Source organism: Psychrobacter sp. SZ93C1 (assembly GCF_015864635.1).
Classification (GTDB): domain Bacteria; phylum Pseudomonadota; class Gammaproteobacteria; order Pseudomonadales; family Moraxellaceae; genus Psychrobacter; species Psychrobacter fozii.
The window spans coordinates 148,507-168,880 of sequence record NZ_JADYWY010000005.1; the positions used below are offsets into that span (position 1 = coordinate 148,507).

Sequence of the window (20,374 nt, forward strand, 5' to 3'; positions counted from 1 at the left end):
CATGATGCAGCACAAAACGCTTGATCGACTTACACTACAAAATCTAATCAATGCTTACTGTTTTGAGACTGGGAACGGCGATATTATTGCCGTAGAGCAGCAAGATGATATACAGAAGCAGGCCTCACAAAACAAGCCTCTATTAGTGCTAATGCTATTGCCTTCGAACACGGTAATGGTCGTACCTGTCGACAGAGTGAGCCAATTGGGTCAGCATCGTTTGGCGGGCACGCCGCTTATATTGAATAAGCAGGTAAGCATACGCTCAGACTCAACATTAGACACGCAACTGGACGACCCTTTGCAAAACAGCCGATGGATAAAATCCTCTGCTATGAGCCTAGCATCTTTGATTATTGAAGACATTGTGCATCGTTATAAAGATAAAGCGACGCTAGATGCCAATGGCGTATTAAAGCGCTGGATTGAAAGTTATGAGGGGCTACAGATTATCTTAGAGCATCGCAATGATGAGATTGATGACATCATTGACTATCAGCAAGATTTTATTCAAACCGAACAAAACCTTATTTACGGTCATGCTATGCACCCTACACCCAAAGGCCGTGCTGGTTTTTATGGTGCCGAGTGGGCGAAGTATGCGCCCGAGACCAATAGCAAAACCCAGCTGCATTATTGGCTAGTGCACCCCAGCTGCATTACAGAAGAATTCGTAGATGGCGACAGCATTACCACAGCGCTCAAATCAAAGTTACAAGCTGATATGAGTGGCTATCAGCAGCAACTTGTGGATGAGTATCCAGACTATAAGCTGTTGCCATTGCACCCTTGGCAAGCAAGGTTTTTGCAGCAGCAGCCATGGTATCAAAAGCTGCTAGAACAAGGTCAATTGTTTGATTTGGGCGAGCTCGGGTGGCATTTGCATCCAACGACATCAGTACGCACACTGGCTGCCTTTGATGCGCCTTGGATGTTTAAACTGTCGTTGTCTGTGGCGATTACCAATTCGGTGCGGATTAACCTGCCCAAAGAATGTAAACGCGGTATGCATGCCTGCCGAATCTGGCGTAGCGACTATGGTACTCAGCTCAAGACCGAGTATCCTACGATTGCCGTATTGAATGACCCTGCTTGGATTGCCTTAAGTGTGGATGGAAAAATTATTGATGAGACCATTTGTATCTTACGTGACAACCCTTTTACAGAGGATACGCAAGTCACCAATCTTGCCAGCTTAAGCCAAGACCATCCAACCCGTCTTACCAATCGCTTAGAGACACTGTTTAAGTCTATCCATAAACAGACAGATGAACCTTTAGAACAGGTGGCTGTCCAGTGGTTTGACACTTATTTGCAAGTTGGTTTTATACCGCTGGTTCATATGTATTATCAGCATGGTATTGGTTTTGAGGTACATCAGCAAAACAGTCTCATCGAGCTAAAAGACGGCTATCCTACTAAGTTTTGGGCCAGAGACAATCAAGGCTTTGGCTATATTGCAGAGTATGCCACGCCGCTCATTGACACTTATCCCGAGCTGATTAGCGAAGGAGAGTGTGTCATTCCAGAAGACTTTGCTGACTCACGCTTTGCCTACTATCTAGTTGGCAACAGTATATTTGGTCTTATTACTGCTATTGCTCGTACTCAGCTTGTGAGTGAGGAGACATTAATCACGACGTTTAAAGAATGTCTAATGGCGTTAGAGCAACAATACCCGCATCGTTCGTTATTTGACTTGTTATTGCGTAGTCCTACATTACCGTTTAAGGGCAATCTACTCACCAGACTCTATGCACTCGATGAGCTGACCGCACCTGTTGAAACCCAGTCTATTTATGTCGATATCCCAAACCCCATGATGACGTAGCAAGTCATATTGAGACGGCAAAGATTAGCACACGATAAAAGTTAGGGTTCGACAAGAACTAGCAGCAGAATTAACGTGACCACCAAATCACTAAGGGGCGACCGTGTTAGATATTATTGGTATTGGCGTAGGGCCGTTTAATTTAAGTTTGGCGGCATTACTGACAAAGACCGACGTAACCGCCAAGTTTTTTGAGCAAAAAGCTGAGTTTAACTGGCATAAAGGCATGATATTGCCAAACACCACACTGCAAGTGCCTTTTATGGCAGACTTGGTGACGATGATAGACCCAACCAGTCCGTATTCTTTTTTGAATTATTTGCATACTCAGCACCGATTGCTCAAGTTTTACTTTTTAGAAGAGTTTAAAATTTATCGTAAAGAATACAATCACTATTGCCAATGGGTAGCAGGGCAACTGGATAGTCTGAATTTTGATGCGGCAGTGATAGACGTGGCGTTTGACGATAGCAATGATGGATTTGTGGTGACCGTCTGTGAGCAGGGCATGCAAAACACCTATCATGCTAAAAATTTAGTTATAGGGACGGGCACACAGGCCACGCTACCACCATCATTGCAGGACATTGCCAAACAAGCGCCTAACCGCTGTATGCACACCGCCCATTTTGCAGATAATTTTGACTTGGACAGCCTCAATAATGTTAGTAGCCTTGATCTGAATAGCACCAAGACAGACAACAAGCTGACTAAAGTATTGGTACTGGGATCTGGGCAGTCCTCAGCAGAGGTCTATCGAACGCTGTTTGATCAGCAGTTTGATGGCGATGATAGTACTAATGACAACCCTAAGTTTCAGCTAGATTGGATGACTCGCTCGGCAGGATTTTTCCCCATGGAATACTCCCCATTAGGTTTAGAGCATTTTAGCCCGGCGTATACAGATTACTTTTATGATTTAGACTCAGCAACCAAGCCACAAGTTATTGCCAAGCAAGACCTGCTCTATAAAGGCACGGGCTTTGAGACCATACGCGATATTTATCACCGTCTCTATGAGCGTAGTATTACCAATCAAGATTTGTATTCGACGTTGCTATCCAACTGTGAAGTGGTTGAGGCTACTCTGACAACAATGCTAGAAGTGCCAGAGCCGACAGACACCATAAAACTGGTAGGTAGACAGCGTGAACAGAATCAAGATTTTACTGCTGAGTATGACTGTGTGATTGCTGGTACAGGCTATCGTTACGGTCTGCCTGAGTGTTTAAACACGATACTGCCTAGCATCGCGCACGATGAGTTTGATCAGCCAGTCATTGATAGAGACTATGCACTGAAATATGTGCTGACGGATCAAAAAGACATCGCGACTGATGGCAATATTTTTGTACAAAACCAAGAGGTCCATACTCATGGCGTTGGCGCACCAGACTTGGGGCTGGGTGCTTATCGAGCAGGATGTATCATCAATCAGTTAACAGGTGAGCAGACCTACGACACTGACGCCTTAAAAGTATTTCAAAAATTTGGCGCGTAGTGTTTTATAAGACTCGTATTTCATAAAAATCCTATTAATCACATAACTGTATAACAATCAGGAGTCAGTCATGCCGACCATCACCCAAAACCTACCCGATACGTTTAGCATTGAGGCTTATCAAAAGACGTTTGCGTTGAGACCTGTCAGCTACCCAGATGATATGCCATTGCTGTATAAATGGATGCATGCTGAGCATGTGGTCGATCAGTGGCAGCTACATCTCCCGATGCCGCAGCTAAAAACCCATTTTGAAAAAATGCTGGCCGATGACCATCAGCGTCTCTACCTCATACTTTGTGATGGTAAGCCGATTGGCTATACAGAGATTTATGAGACGGCTCGTGACCGGTTATCTCATTATTACAAAGCTAAAGAGACGGACATGGGCTGGCATATTTTGCTTGGCGATCCAGCGGTGGTTGGCAAAGGCTACCTAAAACCAACAGGCCTGATGATCAGCAAGTTTATATTTGAGCATACTGAGGCCAAAAAAATCGTGGGTGAGCCTGATAGCAAGGTTGAGGTGTATCAGTGGGTGGCCGATAGCTTTGCCTATAGAGTACAACGCCTGATTGAGATGCCAGAAAAGACCGCCGCCTTGTATTTTTGCAATCGCGATGAGTTTTTAGAATCTAGAGGTTATCTCAGCTTTTATGGTGCCACTGCTTAATGAGCAAAGCACTTATAAATAAGACATCTACCAATGAGTCGCCTATAAACGAAGCCTCGAATAGTAGTGGTAATGGCTTGAGCAACAAACAGATACAGCAGGTGTTACTGACACTACTGCTCGGCGGTACGGTGGTCAGCTTTAGTAATAGCGCGCTCAATCCAGCGATTCCTGTCTTTATGTCGGTGTTTGATGTCGATATCGTGATGGGCGGCTGGGTGCTAAATGCTTATGTATTGGCCATGAGTGTGGGGCTGATGCTAAGCGGCTATTTAAACAAAAAATTTCCTTTTAAGCATGTTTATTTGTCGGCAATTTTTGGATTTATGTTGGGCTCAGTCATTGGCATGCTAGCCTATAGTATGAGCTTTGTCATCATTGCCAGAGCCATACAAGGACTGAGTGGCGGTCTGATCATTCCATTGTCTATTGGTATGCTGTATCAGATTTATCCGCAGCAGCAGCACGGCAGAGTAATGGCGCTATGGGGCATTGTTATTATGATGTCATTAGCGTTTGGCCCTTTGGTCGGTGCTTATTTGGTTGAGCAGTTTGCGTGGTGGACACTGTTTGCCATTACGTTACCACTCAGTGTGGCGGTCATGGCGATGGTATGGCGACTAATACCTGATATGCGCTCATATGACAAAAAGAGCCCTTTCGATATCATCGGGTTTGTCAGCTTACTAACTTGGCTGCTCGCGATGATGGTTTGGCTGAGCACGCTGAAGATAGACTTCACTGGTGGATTGTTCAGCAGTGAGGGCTTATTAAAGATAGCCACGTTGGGTTTACTGTCTGTCGGATTTTTACTGTCCGCAATGGTTTGGTGGGCATATGAGCGGCGGCAGCGTCATCCGTTATTGAACGTGCGCTTGTTCCGTAATAAAACCTATTTGCACAGTAATATCATTAGTATTAGCCAAACAGTTGGTTTGATGCTGTGTCTCTTACTATTGCCCGTATTGATACAAGACGTGATGGGCGAGAGTGCTTTATGGACAGGCGTTGTCCTAATGGTCGCGACCCTCGTGGCCAGTATCACCACGCATTACGCTGGCAAGATGGTAGATAAGCAAGGTGCCAGAGGGATTGGCATCGTAGGAATTGCGATTAGTGCGCTGTCTACCTTGATGCTGGCATGGTGCTTGTATCAGCCCACGCTTTGGCTATTAATGTTGATTATGAGTATGCGAGGTGTCGGAGTGGGTCTAGCATACCTACCAACCACGACCGTTGGGTTTAGCAGCTTACCCAAAGACTCGGTCACTGAGGGAGCTGCCCTTAATAACATCAGTCGCCGCATCATCTCTACCATATTTATCACGCTGTCCACCCTTTATATAGGCAGTCGAAGTGCGCAGTTATTAGCAGCAGGTAGTAGTGACGGCATGGCAAGCGCCATCCAAGAAATACTGGTAGTCATCGCGGTGATTTTATTATTCACGATTCCTTCAGCGTGCAAATTACCACGATCCCCATAAACAAATACCCCGTATCGGGGTTTACTTTAACTTATTAAAGTAAATAATTATCATTCGCTTTAAATGCATCTAAATTCATACTTTTATTTGATTCAATTTCCAGACAGGAAGCTTATATCTATGTCCAATAATCTAGCAAACTCTACCAAAAACAATAATAGCAATCACAGTACTGACGTCACTTATGCGACTAAACCGTGGCAAGCACCTGTCGATTCTAAAATCATGGCACGCGCTGAGCAACGAGTGATTAAGCAATTGCTACAAGCATTGTTATATGAAAATATCATTGATTTTGAATCTGAAAGTGCGAACACCGCTAATGACAGTGCTGATAGTGAGACTCTGCTGAATTTTATTATCAAAGTAGATGGTGATGTCTGTTATACCGCGCAAGGCTATATTCATTACAGTTTTGACATCATTCGTTTGAATGAGTTAAATGTGCAGCGAGTGGTTAATGGTGTTGCCCAAGACGCCATTCTTGAGCATGTGATCAGTGACATCTTGCTCAACATTGAAGGTGCAGAACTCAAAGACAGCTTTATCAAAGAGCTGCGTCATACCTTAGTGAACGAAACACAGTCTCAGATACTGGCTTCTAATGTGCCTGTAGCTATTAATAAACTCACTTATGAGCAACTCGAAGGTTATTTGACGGCAGGGCATCCTTATCATCCGTGCTTTAAATCTCGTATCGGTTTTGATTTACAAGATAACTATGACTATGGCCCAGAGTTTGATCAAAACATCGATGTGGTGTGGTTAGCGGTCAAAAAACAGCTACTGGTGAGTAATACCACTACTGGTATCGATATAAATGAATGGGTGAAAGATTATGTAGGTGCTGATGAATTTGATGCACTCAATACTAAACTCACAGAAGTACTTACAATCACAAATAAGCAAGACGAAGGTACAGCTAGTCATGAAGTAGACGAGACGGCTAATAATTATTGCCTGATACCTGCGCATCCTTGGCAATGGCAAAACACCTTGATTCAAGCGTTACAGCCATTGCTTGCCACGCAAGAAGTTATCTACTTAGGTAGTGCAGGTCATCAGTACCGCGCTCAGCAGTCTATTCGCTCATTGACGATGCTTGGTAATGCTGATGGCAATGTTAACGGTGATAATGACGTCAGTAATAATAAAGCTTACTTAAAGCTGAGTATGCACCTGATTAATACCTCAAGCACGCGAATATTGGCAAAGCATACCGTGATGAATGCGGCTGTTGTCACCACTTGGTTAAATCAACTGATTGCAGAAGATAAGACAGCCCAAGCATTACCCATTGCGTTTTTAGGTGAGACCGTTGGCGTCAGTTTAGACCATGAGGCGTTACGCACACGTGGCTATCAGCATCCAAATATGTATGGCGGGCTAGCTGCTATTTGGCGGGAAAACGTGAACCAGTATCTATCAAAAGGTCAAACCGCATTTCCGCTCAATGGTGTCAGTTATATCAATGCTGATGGCTCGCATCTGATAGCACCTTGGCTTGATAAATATGGCGTAGAGACATGGATTGCGCAGTTGATTAAGGTCGCTGTCACCCCTTTATTGCATATCTTATTTGGTTATGGTGTGGCACTAGAATGCCATGCACAAAACATCGTCTTGGTACATGAAAATGGCTATCCCGTAAAAATATTATTAAAAGATTTGCATGATGGGGTTCGCTACTCACCTGAGCACTTAACCCAACAATACTTGCGTCCAGATTTCTATAGCTTGCCACCTGCACATGCAGCCTTAAATAGAGGCTCGTTCATCGAGACCGAAGATACAGATGGCATTCGTGATATGACGGTTGCTTGCTTATTCTTTGTGGCGTTGTCAGACATCGCAATTTTTATGCAGACGCATTATCACTATTCTGAAGTGGCGTTTTGGCAACAGGTCGCTGACTGCGTGACCGACTATCAAACCTCTCATCCAGAGCATCAAGTACGGTTCGACTTGTTTGATGTATTCGCTGAACAAACGCGCATTGAGTCATTGGCTAAGCGCCGATTATTCGGAGATAAAGCATTCCCGATTAAATACATCAATAACCCATTGTTTAAAAGTCAGGGGTAAGACGATGCATACATTATTTCCTGTACAAAATTCTGCGCAAAACAGCCACCTTGATGCAAACCCTGAGCTAGATATCGAGGCCATTCAATGGTCGCTGATTAATCATTTGGTAGAGTGCTTCCTATTAGAGCAGTGGGTGGATGAGCACCTTATTCAAGTGACAACCACCGCTGAGTATTTAGAAAATCATAAAACGTCTCAAGCTCAAGATGCGCATCAATTTTTAGCGTCGCTACCACAGCAGTATCAAGGCTTCTTTAACCAAGATAACCCATTAATGGTGATGCAAGTTGACCAAAATAGACAATTATTACTACTGGTCGAGCCTGCTTATTCTTCACCATGGCGACTATCTAAATCTTGTCTGCCTGTCATACACAACGTCAATGCCAGTCTGAACAACAACTTGAATAGCAGTCTTGATAGTAATCTTAATAATAGCCATCATGTGGACAGTGCTTTGCTAGAGCCAATAAGCTCAGCAAAGCAATTGTTAGATATCTTTTTATTAATGATGGATAGTGCCAGCTTATCTGATATCGGTATCTTAAAGCTAAAAGAGAGCTTAGAGGCTTCTTTTATAGCTCAGCAACAGTCAGCAGCAGCAAATATCACAACGTCAGTTTGTCAGTATGCGCATTGGCATCAAACCTTGATTGCAGCGGAACAGTGGGCTTCACTGATGGATCGTCCTTTTCATCCACTGGCAAAAGGTAAATTGGGCTTTACGGCAACAGAATACAAATGTTATATGGCAGAGTTTAACCAGCCCATTACGCTGGTATGGGCCGCCATTGCCAAAAGCCATATCATGGTGGCAGAGCATATTCAAGACACAACAACGCAAAATCCAGCGAAATATCTTTTGGATACTACGCAGCAGCAGAAATTGATGCGAGAGCTAGACGATAAAGGTATTACGCAGACGCACATTGCGATGCCCGTACACCCTTGGCAAATGACTCATGTGGTTGATGACATATATGCCGACGATCTTGCCAATGGCACAGTTGTCGCCCTGACTTTTGATGCACTCATCACTTATGCCAGCTCATCCATGCGCAGTATGTTAATTGATGCTGATACGCCAAATAGCATTAAGCTGCCTATAGGTGTGTACGCACTAAACTCAAAACGCTACTTGCCAGCCCTCAAGCTGATCAATGGTGAAAAAAACCAAGCAATATTGATGCAGGCAAGAACGTTAGACCCTGTACTATCAGCACAGTTACGGTTATGGGATGAGCGCCTATGGTGGGGCTATATGTCTCCGTCTCATTTGCATGATAAAAGCGCTATCAATCCGCAATTTTATCAAGAAAAACCCACGCATTTAGGCGCGATGCTACGTCAACTGCCAGCAGATCTTTGTGACGATACGATTCGACTATTACCGATGGCAAGCTTGGGTATGTTGATATATCAGCAAGGTGTTAGTTATCATGTTTTTGACGATATTATTCATAACAGCGTTCAAGAAGGCTCAGCACAGAATAAAAAACTCGCTGTGATAGCGTGCTTTAAGAATCTTTGTGATGTGTTTTTGGGGACTATGCTGCGCTGTTTACGCCTAGGGTTCGCCCCTGAGATGCACGGGCAAAATATTGTTATAGTATTAAAAGACAATCGTTTTACCAGTCTGTTATTGCGTGACCATGACTCCGTACGCATTCATCTACCATGGCTGGCACGCCATAAAATATCAGATCCTGAATATCTAAGCCCACCAGATTTTAAAAACCGTCTATATCGCGAGACGCCGCAAGCGCTAATATTTTATCTACAGTCGCTAGGGTTACTGGTTAATCTTCGGGCGATTATCGAGTCATTGGTTGAGCACTATCATATTAATGAAGATACGCTGTGGCACGAGGCAATGACCAGCATCGAGGAATCCTTGGTGACTATCGATTTTGATGACGATCAACGTCAGATACTTCATGACGAGTTATTAAGCAGTTCACACTATCCGCATAAAACATTGCTGTTGCCTGTGATTGCACGTGGCGCTGATCCTCATGGCAGTATGCCAGCTGGAGAAGGTAAAACAACAAATCCGTTCAAGCGTGTTAAGAAAAGCCGCTAGCCCATTTAACTAACTAATAGCTGCTTAGTAATGCGATAAAAGTTATCGAGACAATAGTGATTGAGACAATAACCACAAGCTAAAAAGTACAATAGTGAGAATATAATGAATGACATCGATATTAACGATCTTATGGATGCTTATAAAGAGATAGGCACCTCAACCATTGGTCATCTGACGGGAGAGGGGTATTTACCAGATATTAAAGCGCTGAATCCCTGCACGGCTACCATAGTAGGCCGAGTGTTAACAGTCCAGCTAGCCTCTGACAACACGAATGTGATCAATCAGGCACTCATTCAAGCAGCGCCTAATGATGTGTTATGTATTGATGCTCAGGTATTGGGCGTCACCGCGTGTTGGGGAGCACTGCGAACTTGCGCGGCTATCTATGAGAAGCTGTCCGCCGTCATTGTCATTGGACAGGCAACGGACTCAGTACAGATTCAACAATTGGGATTTCCTGTCTTTGCACAAGGTATCAGTGCTGTGACCACATTTAAAAGCGATCACATACAAGGCACGCTAGCATCCGATATTGCCTATCGCTTTGGTGAGCAGACAACGATTATCCGTTCAGGTGATATCGCTATGATGGATAACGATGGTGTGTTTATATTGCCTGTTGATGTCGCGCAGCAGCTATTACCAGATTGTCAAAAAAAGCACAAAGAAGATGAGGTGAAGTTTCAGATATTTTTTGAGGCGTATCGTAATAATCAGTTGGATAAGTTGTTTGAAAGCCAGTGAAGTTATTAATAATAGAACGACTCAAGCGCACCTAAAATTGGCATATATTACTACTTACAACAAGGTAAAAATTCATCTGGAAATAAAAACAATTATCATTTACAATGCTATTCACAAAGTTAGTACACACAGTATTATTAGCTAAATATAACTGATACCACTATTTGACGACCCAACTAAGTGAAGTAAATATGAAAAGCCATCATCAAGTTGCTCTATCCGTTCTTACCCTCTGTATTAGCCAGCAGTTATATGCACAAACCAATGATAATACGGCATCTGTGGCCGAAGAGACTTCAGCAGAGCTGGCGTCGAGTGCAGCATCAACTGAGACGCCTAATGTGACTTTAGATACCATTAAAGTCACTGCTAGTGCCAGAACAGGTACTGCACTGGCTCAGAAGATTAGTGAGATGCCAGCCGTCACGCAAGTGATTACTGAAAGCGAGATTCAGATGCAGGCGACGGGCAACCGTACCACTGGTGACGTATTGGCACAGCTGATTCCGAGCTTGGGTACCAGTAGTGGTTCGACCAGTAACTATGGCACCACCATGCATGGCCGCCCAGTACAGTTTTTGCTAAATGGTGTACCGTTAAGCGGTTCACGCAGTCTTTCACGTGAGCTTAACAGTATTGATACGTCACAGCTTGAGCGGGTAGAGGTGCTTTCGGGTGCCACCAGTATCTATGGTGCTGGCGCGTCAGGTGGTCTGATTAACCTTGTGACTAAATCTCTGGTGGGTTATGGCCCTATTAGACAAACAAGAGTGGGCATTAGTAGCAGTCGTGACTTTGATTCAGATTCATTTGGCTATAACGTAGGGCAATCCTTAGGATATGGCGGTGAGCGGGTTTATGGGCGCTTAGATGTTGATTATGAGACCAAAGGTGGTAAGTTTGATAGCAAAGGCGACCGAGTTAGCCCTGATGTCAACCAAACGGATCAACAAGATACCGAATCACTAAGTGTGAACGGCAGCTTAGGTGTAGAGCTAACGGACACCCAACGTCTTGATCTCGCAGTGACTTATTATAAAGATAAGCAAGATACTGACTACGGCCCAGACTACGGTGATGGTTTAGCAGTGTTATATGGTGCCAGCCCATCTTTAGTAGCCATTGATGGCGCCAACGTAGAAAACCAGCCTTATACCGAAAAAAGCTCGGTAAATTTAAATTATAGTGATGATGATTTTGTAGGCTCAGGTTCTAGCTTAAGCTTGACTGGTTACTACAGAAACGAAAAAGGTCGTTTTTACCCTTCCGTTAAAGCTGTAACAGAGCAAGATGATTATGTTTATTATGCAAATGGTAATCCATATTTTATCACTCAGTCAGAAGCAGAAATTGGTGTCATGGGTCTGCGTGCCGCTATGCAAACAGAAACTGAACTTGCTGGTAAAAAGACATTATTTAGCTACGGCGCTGATTTTGAACGTGAAAACAGCGAGCAAACCTACGATGGACAAGACTTTACGGCATTTTATGTTAGCAATGGCTTAACGGCTAAAACAAACGGTCTCACCTATAATGCTGGACCAGATACCACCATTGATAAACTGGGTGCTTTTGTCAATGCAGATGTGGATTTGACCGATAAGTGGCATACCAGTGCTGGCGTGCGTTATCAAAAGCTGTCATCGGATACTGATGCCTTTGTACCGGTCTACGAACAAATGATGGAAGAGTATTACGCTAACGATCCTACAAATAATTATGAAGCAGGAACGGTAGAAGCAGGCAGTACCGACCATGACAAAGTACTCTTTAATCTTGGTACCAGCTATCAGATAACACCGAAAGATCAATTGTTTGCCAATTTTTCACAAGGTCTTGATACCGCAGATATACAGCGAGCTTTACGTGATGTGCGTGCCGGCTTCGTGGTTAATTCAGACAATGTTCAACCGATTGCAACCAATAACTACGAGTTTGGTTGGCAGGGAAAACACGGTGATACAGCGGCACGCTTGAGCGGTTTTTATAACGAATCAGATAAAGTAGTACGCTTTACAGACAGCTATACTGTCGAGGTTGTGGATACTGACGAGCGAGTTTATGGTGTAGAAGGTTCACTTACTCATGACCTTAGCGATCAGTGGCAAGTAGGTGGTAGTGTGGCATATACTCGTGGTCAATATGACTATAATGGCGATTGGTTGGAGTTAGATGCTGTGCGCCTAACACCACTAAAAGGCACCGCATTTGCTCAGTATAACTTTGATGAAGGCAGTAATATACGTCTGCAAGCATTGGCCGTTGGCGGTGATGACAGAGCTTCTAAAGATCAACAAAAAGACCCTGATTCTAGTGCATTGCCAGTTACGGGTTACATGACATTGGATGTGTTGGGACAAGTAGAAATGCCAGTAGGCCGAGTAGGTTATGGTATTTATAACCTACTTAATAAAGACTATTTAACGGTTTACCATCAAACCACTTACGGAGACCTGAACCGCTTACCAGCAGCAGGCACCACTTATGGTTTAAGCTATACCGTCGATTACTAAAAGCAGAACGTATAAAACCCCTTCACGCTATGAAAATTTAGCGTGAAGGGGTTTTTATGTTTTGATTGTCAGTAATATGGCTACCTACACGTCGTAGAAACGACATCATTACTTTTTAGAGTTATTTCGGAGCTCATCTATATAATTTGCCCAATCCTGCATCATCTCTATTCTAATATCTATCTCATCGAGTCTATTGTAAGCACCACCATGCGTGTCTTTAATTCGATGACCCAGCTGCAATTCTGTGACGATATCCGAATAACGTAACTCAGGCTGTTCCATCAGCAATGTTTTAGCCGATGCCCGAAATCCATGCGCACATTGCACATCTTTGTATCCCAGCCGATGAAATATCTGCACTAGCGTCGCTTTACTAATATAAGCATTGCTTGAACCGCGTATCGAAGCAAATACATATTCTTTATGGCCTGTGATGGACTGCATGTTTCTTAGACGTGCAATCACTTGTGTCACCAATGGTACGACCAAATGTGAGACCATATCATCACGACCTTCACCTTTAATGGGGGAGAATGACCACAAATTATTATCCCAATCTATATCATCCCAACGCATAGACCGTAAATCGATACTACGTACAAACACATAAGGTAATAAGTTCATCGCCTCTAATGTAATCTTACTTGCACCTTTAAAGTTAGACATATCTTTTAAGAGAGTCGCAAATTGATCTGGCTTGGTAATAGCTGGCAAATGATTGCCTGAGTTGGCAGGTGCAAGCTCACCACGTGTATCAATTGCCACATTTCTATTACACAATCCTCGTGCGACAGCGAATGAAAACACCTTTTCAGTATATAGGCGAGTGCTTGCACCAACGAAAGTCGCTTGGTTTTCATTGTTTTGAATCGACTCACACACGCTTAGTATCATCTCACTGGTGATATCGTTCATTCTCAAGTCGCCAATTTCACGACACATGTATCCGAGACATAAATCCCAAAACTTAAGCGTTGACTCACTAAATGATGGTTTTTTAGATTTGCCTTGTTGGCGACCTGATGTTTTGTGATCTCGCCACGCTTTTGCAATCTCAGAAAATGGTGCGTTTTTTAGATGAGCGTATTTATTGGTTTGCTCTTTTTGCTGAATGGCTTTGGGGTCAGAGCCTTTTGCGACCGTATTAAGGATGGTCTCTGCTTTATACTTAACCTCATACAGACTGATATCTTCAACTTTACCCAACATCATCCTAGGGCGTTTGCCATCGATGTGCGGATGAGAATAACGCAGGTAGTATTCCTTTTTGCCATTTGGATAAATACGAAGACTTAAACCAGACACACCTGAGATGCTGACCGAATAGTCTTTATCTCGGCATTCAAGTTTGTTGATGTCATTTGCATTGTCGACAGCCATGATGTGTATCCGTAAATATGATAAGTAAGGCGAATAATAGATTTAGGGTTTATAACTTATGAAAAGCGTCCTATCTATAAACATAAAGGACTATTGGACACTGGTATGGACACCAGTATTTAGAATAATAATTAAAAAATCCTTTATTAATAACACTTACGATACTAAATCATCCCCAAGGTTCACTTGGGGATAATTATAGCATAATGGCCAAAATAAGGAGTAGGTCATGTCACTGTTGGCCTACACACCATTTTTGCTAGTTATTTTGATAGATAATTAAACGCCATTTTGGTGTAGACAGTCCATTTGGTAAGCAGTTGAGAGGGTTTTCTATAAAACATATGCTCCTGTACTCGCACAGAATATAAAAATCGCGGTCATAGTACTGTTCTGTGTAAATCTGAAGCATGGCTGCAGATAGCTAAATAGCTAGTGAGTGAGTGAGAGTAATATTGCAGAATGAATTAATTTTCGATGTTTAAATTCTCCATGCATTTAAGTAACGTTTGAGTCGCTTACCTTCATCAAAGATAAAAAGTATTGGCGTTATCCATTTCGACGCGGATTATTTGAAGTACAAGAGGCTGACTTTATAGTTATTGCCAATGCTATGAATATACATATTGACAGGGCATAAACCCGATTTATTAATTGCGCTATTGAGTAGGCGTTTCATTTTATTTTTTGGGATACAAGTGGAGCATAAAAAGTGATCATTAACCCCAAGTATGCCGGCCTCTTAATGGGCCTTATTATTTCTTTAGGGATGAGTTTTGTGATGTCCTTTGTTATGGTTTCTATGAATGTAGGATTCACCGCAAATTTTTTAAATAAGTGGATGCATGCTTCGGCAGCGGGGTTTTTAATTGGCTTTCCTGCTTCTGCTGTATTTGTTCCTATTGTTAGAAAGTATGTGTTTAAGATTACTGGCGTTGTGACGTAAACCACATTTTATACTTAAAAAGAAGTAATAAAGTAATAGCCCGTTGTACTGCTTTACATAATACGTTTAGGTTTGTTGTTAAGTAAATGTTGTACCATTTCACGCAGTACGGGGTTTTGCATGCGATTGGCTGGATAGACCAATGAAACTGGTGTTGCAGGCATATGAAATGGTTCAAGAATAGACACGAGTTGGCCACTATTAATATAGTCCTGCACTAAAAAATCTGGCAAAAACGCGATACCATGACCTGCGGCTGAGTATTCAGCCGTAATATTTCCGTAATTAACTTCAATCGTTCCTGTAACATTAACATGTCGCTCATTGTTACCTTCAAAGTAGCGCCAGCGACAGGGGGTACGAATTGAGGAATCAAGTATACAGTTGTGTTTTGTAAGTTCTTTAGGATGTTGGGGTGTACCGTATTTTGCTAAGTAATCAGGACTTGCGACATACAACACATTTAATTCAGTAAAATTTCGCGCGATAAGCCGAGAATCCGACAATTCATGTACTCGAATAGCAAGATCAATACCTTCCTCAACCAGGTTAATATAACGATTTAGTAATATAAGCGTGATTTTTACAGCAGGGTGTTGATGCAAAAACTCCCCAATTAAACGAGTGATACCAAGTTGTTCAGCATTAGGGGGAGCACTAATTCGAAGGTGCCCAGCAATAATGCGCTGATTGATATCAGCTCGACCCTCAAGGTTTTCCAAAGCATCAACAATCAGATTGAACTGCTCTAAATAATGCTCACCTTCTGCAGTGAGGTTCATCGCACGCGTTGTGCGATGAAGCAATTGACAACCAAAGTGCTTTTCTAGCTCAGATACCTGCTTGCTAACCGCAGAAACAACAATACCCAGTTGGTCCGCTGCCTTGCTAAAACTGCCCAAATCGAGAACAACTTGAAAAGTTGTTATGGCACGAACAATATCTATTTTTCTCTTCATATGAATAGTGTTTTTGTTTTTAGATTGTTTTTCAATTATAAGTCTATTGTTATACTTTACTCAACCTTAAAGAGACTGGAATAAACAATATGAAAATTTTATTAATAGGTGCCTCTGGCACTATCGGAAAAGCAGTCACTAAACGCCTAGCAAATAACGATGAGATTATAGCTGCAGGATACTCAAACGCAGATGTGATTGTTGATTTAGGTAGCGCAGAGTCAATTAAAAAAATGTTTGAACAAGTCGGGCAAGTTGATGCGGTTATCTCAACCGCTGGGGTCGCAAACTTTGGATCTTTTGATCAACTTTCTGATGATGAGTATCAACTAGCACTTAACAACAAGCTAATGGGGCAAGTTAACTTAGTACGCTTGGGACGTGCTTATATTAGCAACGGTGGTTCAATAACGTTAACCTCGGGTGTATTGTCACGAGAGCCTATGATTGGTAGCACAGCCGTTAGTATGGTTAATGGCGCATTGGAAAGCTTTGTTAAAGCAGCGGCGCTTGAAATTGACAGCTTTCGACTTAATGTTGTGTCTCCAATTTTTGTAAAGGAAACAATGGCTATGATGGGCATGGACACCGAAGGCGGCCTGTCGGCAGATGACACAGCTAAGGCATATGTTGCTGCTGTAACGGGTTCAATGCATGGTGCAACACTTGATGCCCCTGATCACGTTAATTAACCTGAACGCTAGTTAAGATATGTACTAAGCAACTGAACTATCTGATATTTAAAACTTTATGTAGCCAGAGATTTTAGGGTCTATTGAACAGAGCTAATTTACGTGTCAATAGCTGCTTGAGATGGATTTATTATCCAGAATTCAGGTTACTTAATTTTATTTAGAGGGAATAACGAATTGCTCCTATGCCATTGGACATGAGTAATTCGTTATTCCCTCCACAACAAAGTATTAATCAAGGGTACCAACGAATATTTGCAGTCTATTTTTAATTGCCTTTATGTAAACTTGGTCAGTTATCTATTGTTAGATGGTATGATGCCACTGGTTTTTCGCGGCTCAATGCTGTTAACTGATGGCGTATGGACGTAATCAGCCAAGCAGCTGTCATAACATTATCTAAGGTGATTAATTTTGATTTCTTATAATAAAAACATACTATTACTAACATTATGTGCAGGATTTATCGTATCGGGATGTACTGAGCAGAAGGCCAATAGTGCAGCTGTGTCAGCCAAGGTCGATAGCGCGCCTACACAACTCATCAGTAATCATGAACAACCAAAGCAAGAGTTACTTCAAGCTCTGCGATTCTTTGAAGACAGCTGTGGTTTTGTAGATGGCGCAAAAAATAATGGCTTTGATGCTAGCCCGAGTGAAAAAGACTTTGATGCGTTCAAATCTTCTTTTATTGGTCATGATTCTAATGCCGCATTTGAAGACCAATACTATCTAAAACCATTGTCTAGCATACCCAAGCAGTACCGTAAGGCCATTGATGATATTCAGGTAGAGCAGGATGAAGAAGGCAGTATGCGTTATAGTGTTTACTTCAAAAATGCGACCTACCGCGACCATGACCTCGACAAGCTTGTGATTTTCTTTAAGCCTGAAACTGATTACGCTTACGATACGTTGTATTTTAAAAATAAGAACTTTGTCGATTTAAAGCCTTCATTCAAACAAGTCTATGTAGATTGGTTAGGTGGTTATAGCGGCGCTGTTTTTAACTTGGAAAATAACTCAGTGACCTGTGATTACAGCCGTTAGATTAGGGCGTGTCTCACAAGATTTACGGTTCAACATCGCTTAGTGTTTGAAAAAGCTTGTCAATAGATTGGGTGATTTCATATTCATTGAGACTCCCAAACCCAAAGCGTATATGTGATGGCTCTTTTTGTGTTTTGTTAAAAAAAACATTTAACGTCGAGTCATCATTGTCAAAATTTGCCAGATTTTTCCCTTTAGAAAGTTTCGATATATCTACCCATATGGCCAATCCTCCCGTAGGTAAGATAAAGGATATTTGATCACCAAATATCCTTTGAAACTCTTTAGCAGCATGATTTCTCCTTTCCTTGTATTGTTGCCTCAATTTTCTAATATGCCTTTTTACTTCTCCAGATTCCATCAAGTCAGATAAAACATGCTCTGTAATCGTATTGCCTTGTCTGTCGATAAGCACAATCTCTTGAGCGGCTCTTTTTATAAAATGCTGATCGGCCACGACATACCCCAATCTTAGCCCTGGTGCAAACACCTTTGACATCGAACCAATGTGAACCACATTTTCGGAGTTGTGCAGGCTTGCTAATGGCGGAATAGGGTTGGTGTCATAGTGAAACTCATGATCATAATCATCTTCAATGACCGCAAAATTATAGAGTTTCGATAACTCTAACAAAGCGAGTCTGCGATGCATCGGTAGGCAAACGGTGGTGGGATATTGATGATGGGGCGTCACAAAAACCCCTGCCACGTCATTATTTGACAGGATGTGGCGCAAGTGGGTGATATCCAAACCTTGCTCGTCCAGCTGACATTTTAAGACTTTAAACCCGCTTGCTTCGAATGCCGCCTGTGCTGGCAAGTAACACGATTCTTCCATGACGATAGCACCCTCTTGCGGGTTAAGTATCCTTGATGCTAAATAAATCCCCATTTGACTGCCTCTGACAATGCAGATTTCTTGTTCAGAGCAATTCATAAATCTTTCGCTCGTCAACATCTTTTGGACAGAACAGCGCAGTTCAATCGCTCCTCTAGGGTCGCCATAGCCAAGCTTGGAGTGCCGACTGAGGCTAATACATACTCGGCGATAGGTTCTTGCTAACAGCTCGTAAGGAATCAATCGAGCATCGGGTATGCCGTCATTTTTTATGGATAAATAATCAGACAACACTATCGCATTTTCATATAGCGTTTCCGTCAGTTTAGACGATGATTTGGTTCTCTTTAAAGGGCTGATTAATTTTTTATCTGATTCTAGTAAGTGATGCTCTGGTAGCACATGAGAGACAAAAGTCCCTTGTCTCAACTTGCTTTCAAGCCAGCCTTGCACCTCAAGTTCTTCGTATACTTGCTGGACCGTTTTACGGTTTATGCCTAATTGCTTTGCTAAAGAACGGGAGCCTGGCAGCTTTCGCCCTGCATTCAGACGGCCACTTTGAATGCCTTGCGTTATATAGTTTAGTAGCTTCAAGTGCAAGGTCTTACCCGACGCATCTTCTAAGGTAAATTGAGTATCCCAAAGCATAAACGTTGTCGCTCCTTTTTCTGGAATATGTTGTCAGAACCATACGGTAGATTATATCTGGACCAGTGAGTTTTTAATATCTGGCTCTTTGTTTTAGTCCAGATTATCGCTAATCTGTGTTCATTGTCAACGCATCACTTAAAGGAGATATCCATGACGACAATGAATATGACTAAAGACACACTCATGAAAAAAGCCCAGCACGATATGGAAACGCTTATCCAAGACATTGGTTTGACCGATCGTCAAAAGCTGGCAGCGACATGCCGTATTTTGTTTGATAAGGGCCATGATGCTGGATTGGCAGGACAAATCACTTGCCGTTCTGAGGCTCAGGGAACGTTTTTGACTCAGCGCTTTGGACTAGGGTTTGATGAAATCAGTGCTGATAATCTGATAGAAGTAGATCAAGACCTCAATCCTTTAGATGGACAGGGCATGGCCAATCCTGCCAACCGTTTTCACACATGGATATATAAAGAACATCCAAAAGTGAACTGTATTATCCATACACATCCTACTTATATCGCTGCACTGTCTATGTTGAAAGTGCCGTTAATCATCTCTCACATGGATACGAGCGCGCTATACAACGATTGCTCTTTTGTCGCTGAGTGGCCAGGGGTGCCTGTGGGAAATGAAGAAGGGCAGCTCATATCGAATGCGCTGGGCAACAATCGTGCCGTGTTTCTTGCTCATCATGGACAGCTGGTCGCTGGCGAAACGATAGAAGAGGCTTGCAACCTAGCAATACTCATTGAGCGGGCAGCTAAGTTACAACTACTGGCAATGGCCAGTGGCCAGATTCAACCAATATCTCCTGAGTTGGCACAAGAAGCGCACGATTGGGTTTCTACAGACAGAAGAAACAAAGTGAACTTCGCCTATTATGTAAGACAAGCACTCAAAAACCATACTGACTTTATGTAAGGATT

At 42.6% G+C, this 20,374-nt stretch carries 15 protein-coding genes; 12 read left to right on the forward strand and 3 right to left on the reverse strand.

Annotated features, from left to right (window positions below):
* Position 1: 1 nt before the first annotated feature.
* The 8 genes from I6E83_RS08395 (at position 2) to I6E83_RS08430 (ending at position 12,923) form a co-directional block, all read left to right on the forward strand.
* Positions 2-1,831 carry an IucA/IucC family protein gene (locus tag I6E83_RS08395; RefSeq protein WP_197101103.1) on the forward strand — a complete coding sequence of 610 codons (1,830 nt, stop codon included), beginning with the start codon at positions 2-4 and terminating at the stop codon, positions 1,829-1,831.
* A 103-nt stretch (positions 1,832-1,934) separates the two neighbouring features.
* A complete protein-coding gene (locus I6E83_RS08400) occupies positions 1,935-3,332 on the forward strand; it encodes a lysine N(6)-hydroxylase/L-ornithine N(5)-oxygenase family protein (protein WP_197101105.1) in 1,398 nt (465 codons plus the stop codon).
* A gap of 70 nt (positions 3,333-3,402) precedes the next feature.
* A complete protein-coding gene (locus I6E83_RS08405; RefSeq protein WP_110923456.1) occupies positions 3,403-4,005 on the forward strand; it encodes a GNAT family N-acetyltransferase in 603 nt (200 codons plus the stop codon).
* A complete protein-coding gene (locus tag I6E83_RS08410; protein WP_110923457.1) occupies positions 4,005-5,489 on the forward strand; it encodes an MFS transporter in 1,485 nt (494 codons plus the stop codon). The genes I6E83_RS08405 and I6E83_RS08410 overlap by 1 nt, the downstream gene beginning before the upstream one ends.
* Positions 5,490-5,609: 120 nt before the next feature.
* Complete coding sequence (locus I6E83_RS08415) at positions 5,610-7,574, forward strand: IucA/IucC family protein (protein ID WP_197101107.1); 1,965 nt, start codon at positions 5,610-5,612, stop codon at positions 7,572-7,574.
* A 4-nt stretch (positions 7,575-7,578) separates the two neighbouring features.
* Entirely contained in the window at positions 7,579-9,660 is a 2,082-nt protein-coding gene (locus I6E83_RS08420) for an IucA/IucC family protein (RefSeq protein WP_197101109.1), read from the forward strand.
* Between the two features lie 105 nt (positions 9,661-9,765).
* A complete protein-coding gene (locus tag I6E83_RS08425) occupies positions 9,766-10,410 on the forward strand; it encodes an RraA family protein (RefSeq protein ID WP_197101111.1) in 645 nt (214 codons plus the stop codon).
* 191 nt (positions 10,411-10,601) lie between these two features.
* A complete protein-coding gene (locus I6E83_RS08430; protein ID WP_197101113.1) occupies positions 10,602-12,923 on the forward strand; it encodes a TonB-dependent receptor in 2,322 nt (773 codons plus the stop codon).
* A 108-nt stretch (positions 12,924-13,031) separates the two neighbouring features.
* On the opposite strand, the gene I6E83_RS08435 is transcribed toward I6E83_RS08430, so the two are convergent.
* Positions 13,032-14,306 carry a tyrosine-type recombinase/integrase gene (locus tag I6E83_RS08435; protein WP_197101115.1) on the reverse strand — a complete coding sequence of 425 codons (1,275 nt, stop codon included), beginning with the start codon at positions 14,304-14,306 and terminating at the stop codon, positions 13,032-13,034.
* A 712-nt stretch (positions 14,307-15,018) separates the two neighbouring features.
* Between I6E83_RS08435 and I6E83_RS08440 the strand changes: the two genes are divergently transcribed.
* Positions 15,019-15,252, forward strand: a complete 234-nt coding sequence (locus tag I6E83_RS08440) for a DUF2798 domain-containing protein (protein ID WP_197101117.1) — start codon at positions 15,019-15,021, stop codon at positions 15,250-15,252.
* Positions 15,253-15,305: 53 nt separating this feature from the next.
* Here the strand turns inward: I6E83_RS08440 and I6E83_RS08445 are convergent, their stop codons facing one another.
* Complete coding sequence (locus I6E83_RS08445; protein ID WP_197101119.1) at positions 15,306-16,211, reverse strand: LysR family transcriptional regulator; 906 nt, start codon at positions 16,209-16,211, stop codon at positions 15,306-15,308.
* 89 nt (positions 16,212-16,300) lie between these two features.
* On the opposite strand from I6E83_RS08445, the gene I6E83_RS08450 reads away from it, so the two are divergent.
* Complete coding sequence (locus tag I6E83_RS08450; RefSeq protein ID WP_197101121.1) at positions 16,301-16,903, forward strand: short chain dehydrogenase; 603 nt, start codon at positions 16,301-16,303, stop codon at positions 16,901-16,903.
* A gap of 414 nt (positions 16,904-17,317) precedes the next feature.
* Positions 17,318-17,953 (forward strand): hypothetical protein, encoded by a 636-nt coding sequence (locus tag I6E83_RS08455; protein ID WP_197101123.1) that lies wholly within the window; start codon positions 17,318-17,320, stop codon positions 17,951-17,953.
* Positions 17,954-17,975: 22 nt separating this feature from the next.
* Here the strand turns inward: I6E83_RS08455 and I6E83_RS08460 are convergent, their stop codons facing one another.
* Positions 17,976-19,439, reverse strand: coding sequence for a PLP-dependent aminotransferase family protein (locus tag I6E83_RS08460; protein ID WP_197101124.1), 1,464 nt, complete (start codon positions 19,437-19,439; stop codon positions 17,976-17,978).
* Positions 19,440-19,592: 153 nt separating this feature from the next.
* On the opposite strand from I6E83_RS08460, the gene I6E83_RS08465 reads away from it, so the two are divergent.
* Complete coding sequence (locus I6E83_RS08465; protein WP_197101126.1) at positions 19,593-20,369, forward strand: aldolase; 777 nt, start codon at positions 19,593-19,595, stop codon at positions 20,367-20,369.
* Positions 20,370-20,374: the final 5 nt, after the last annotated feature.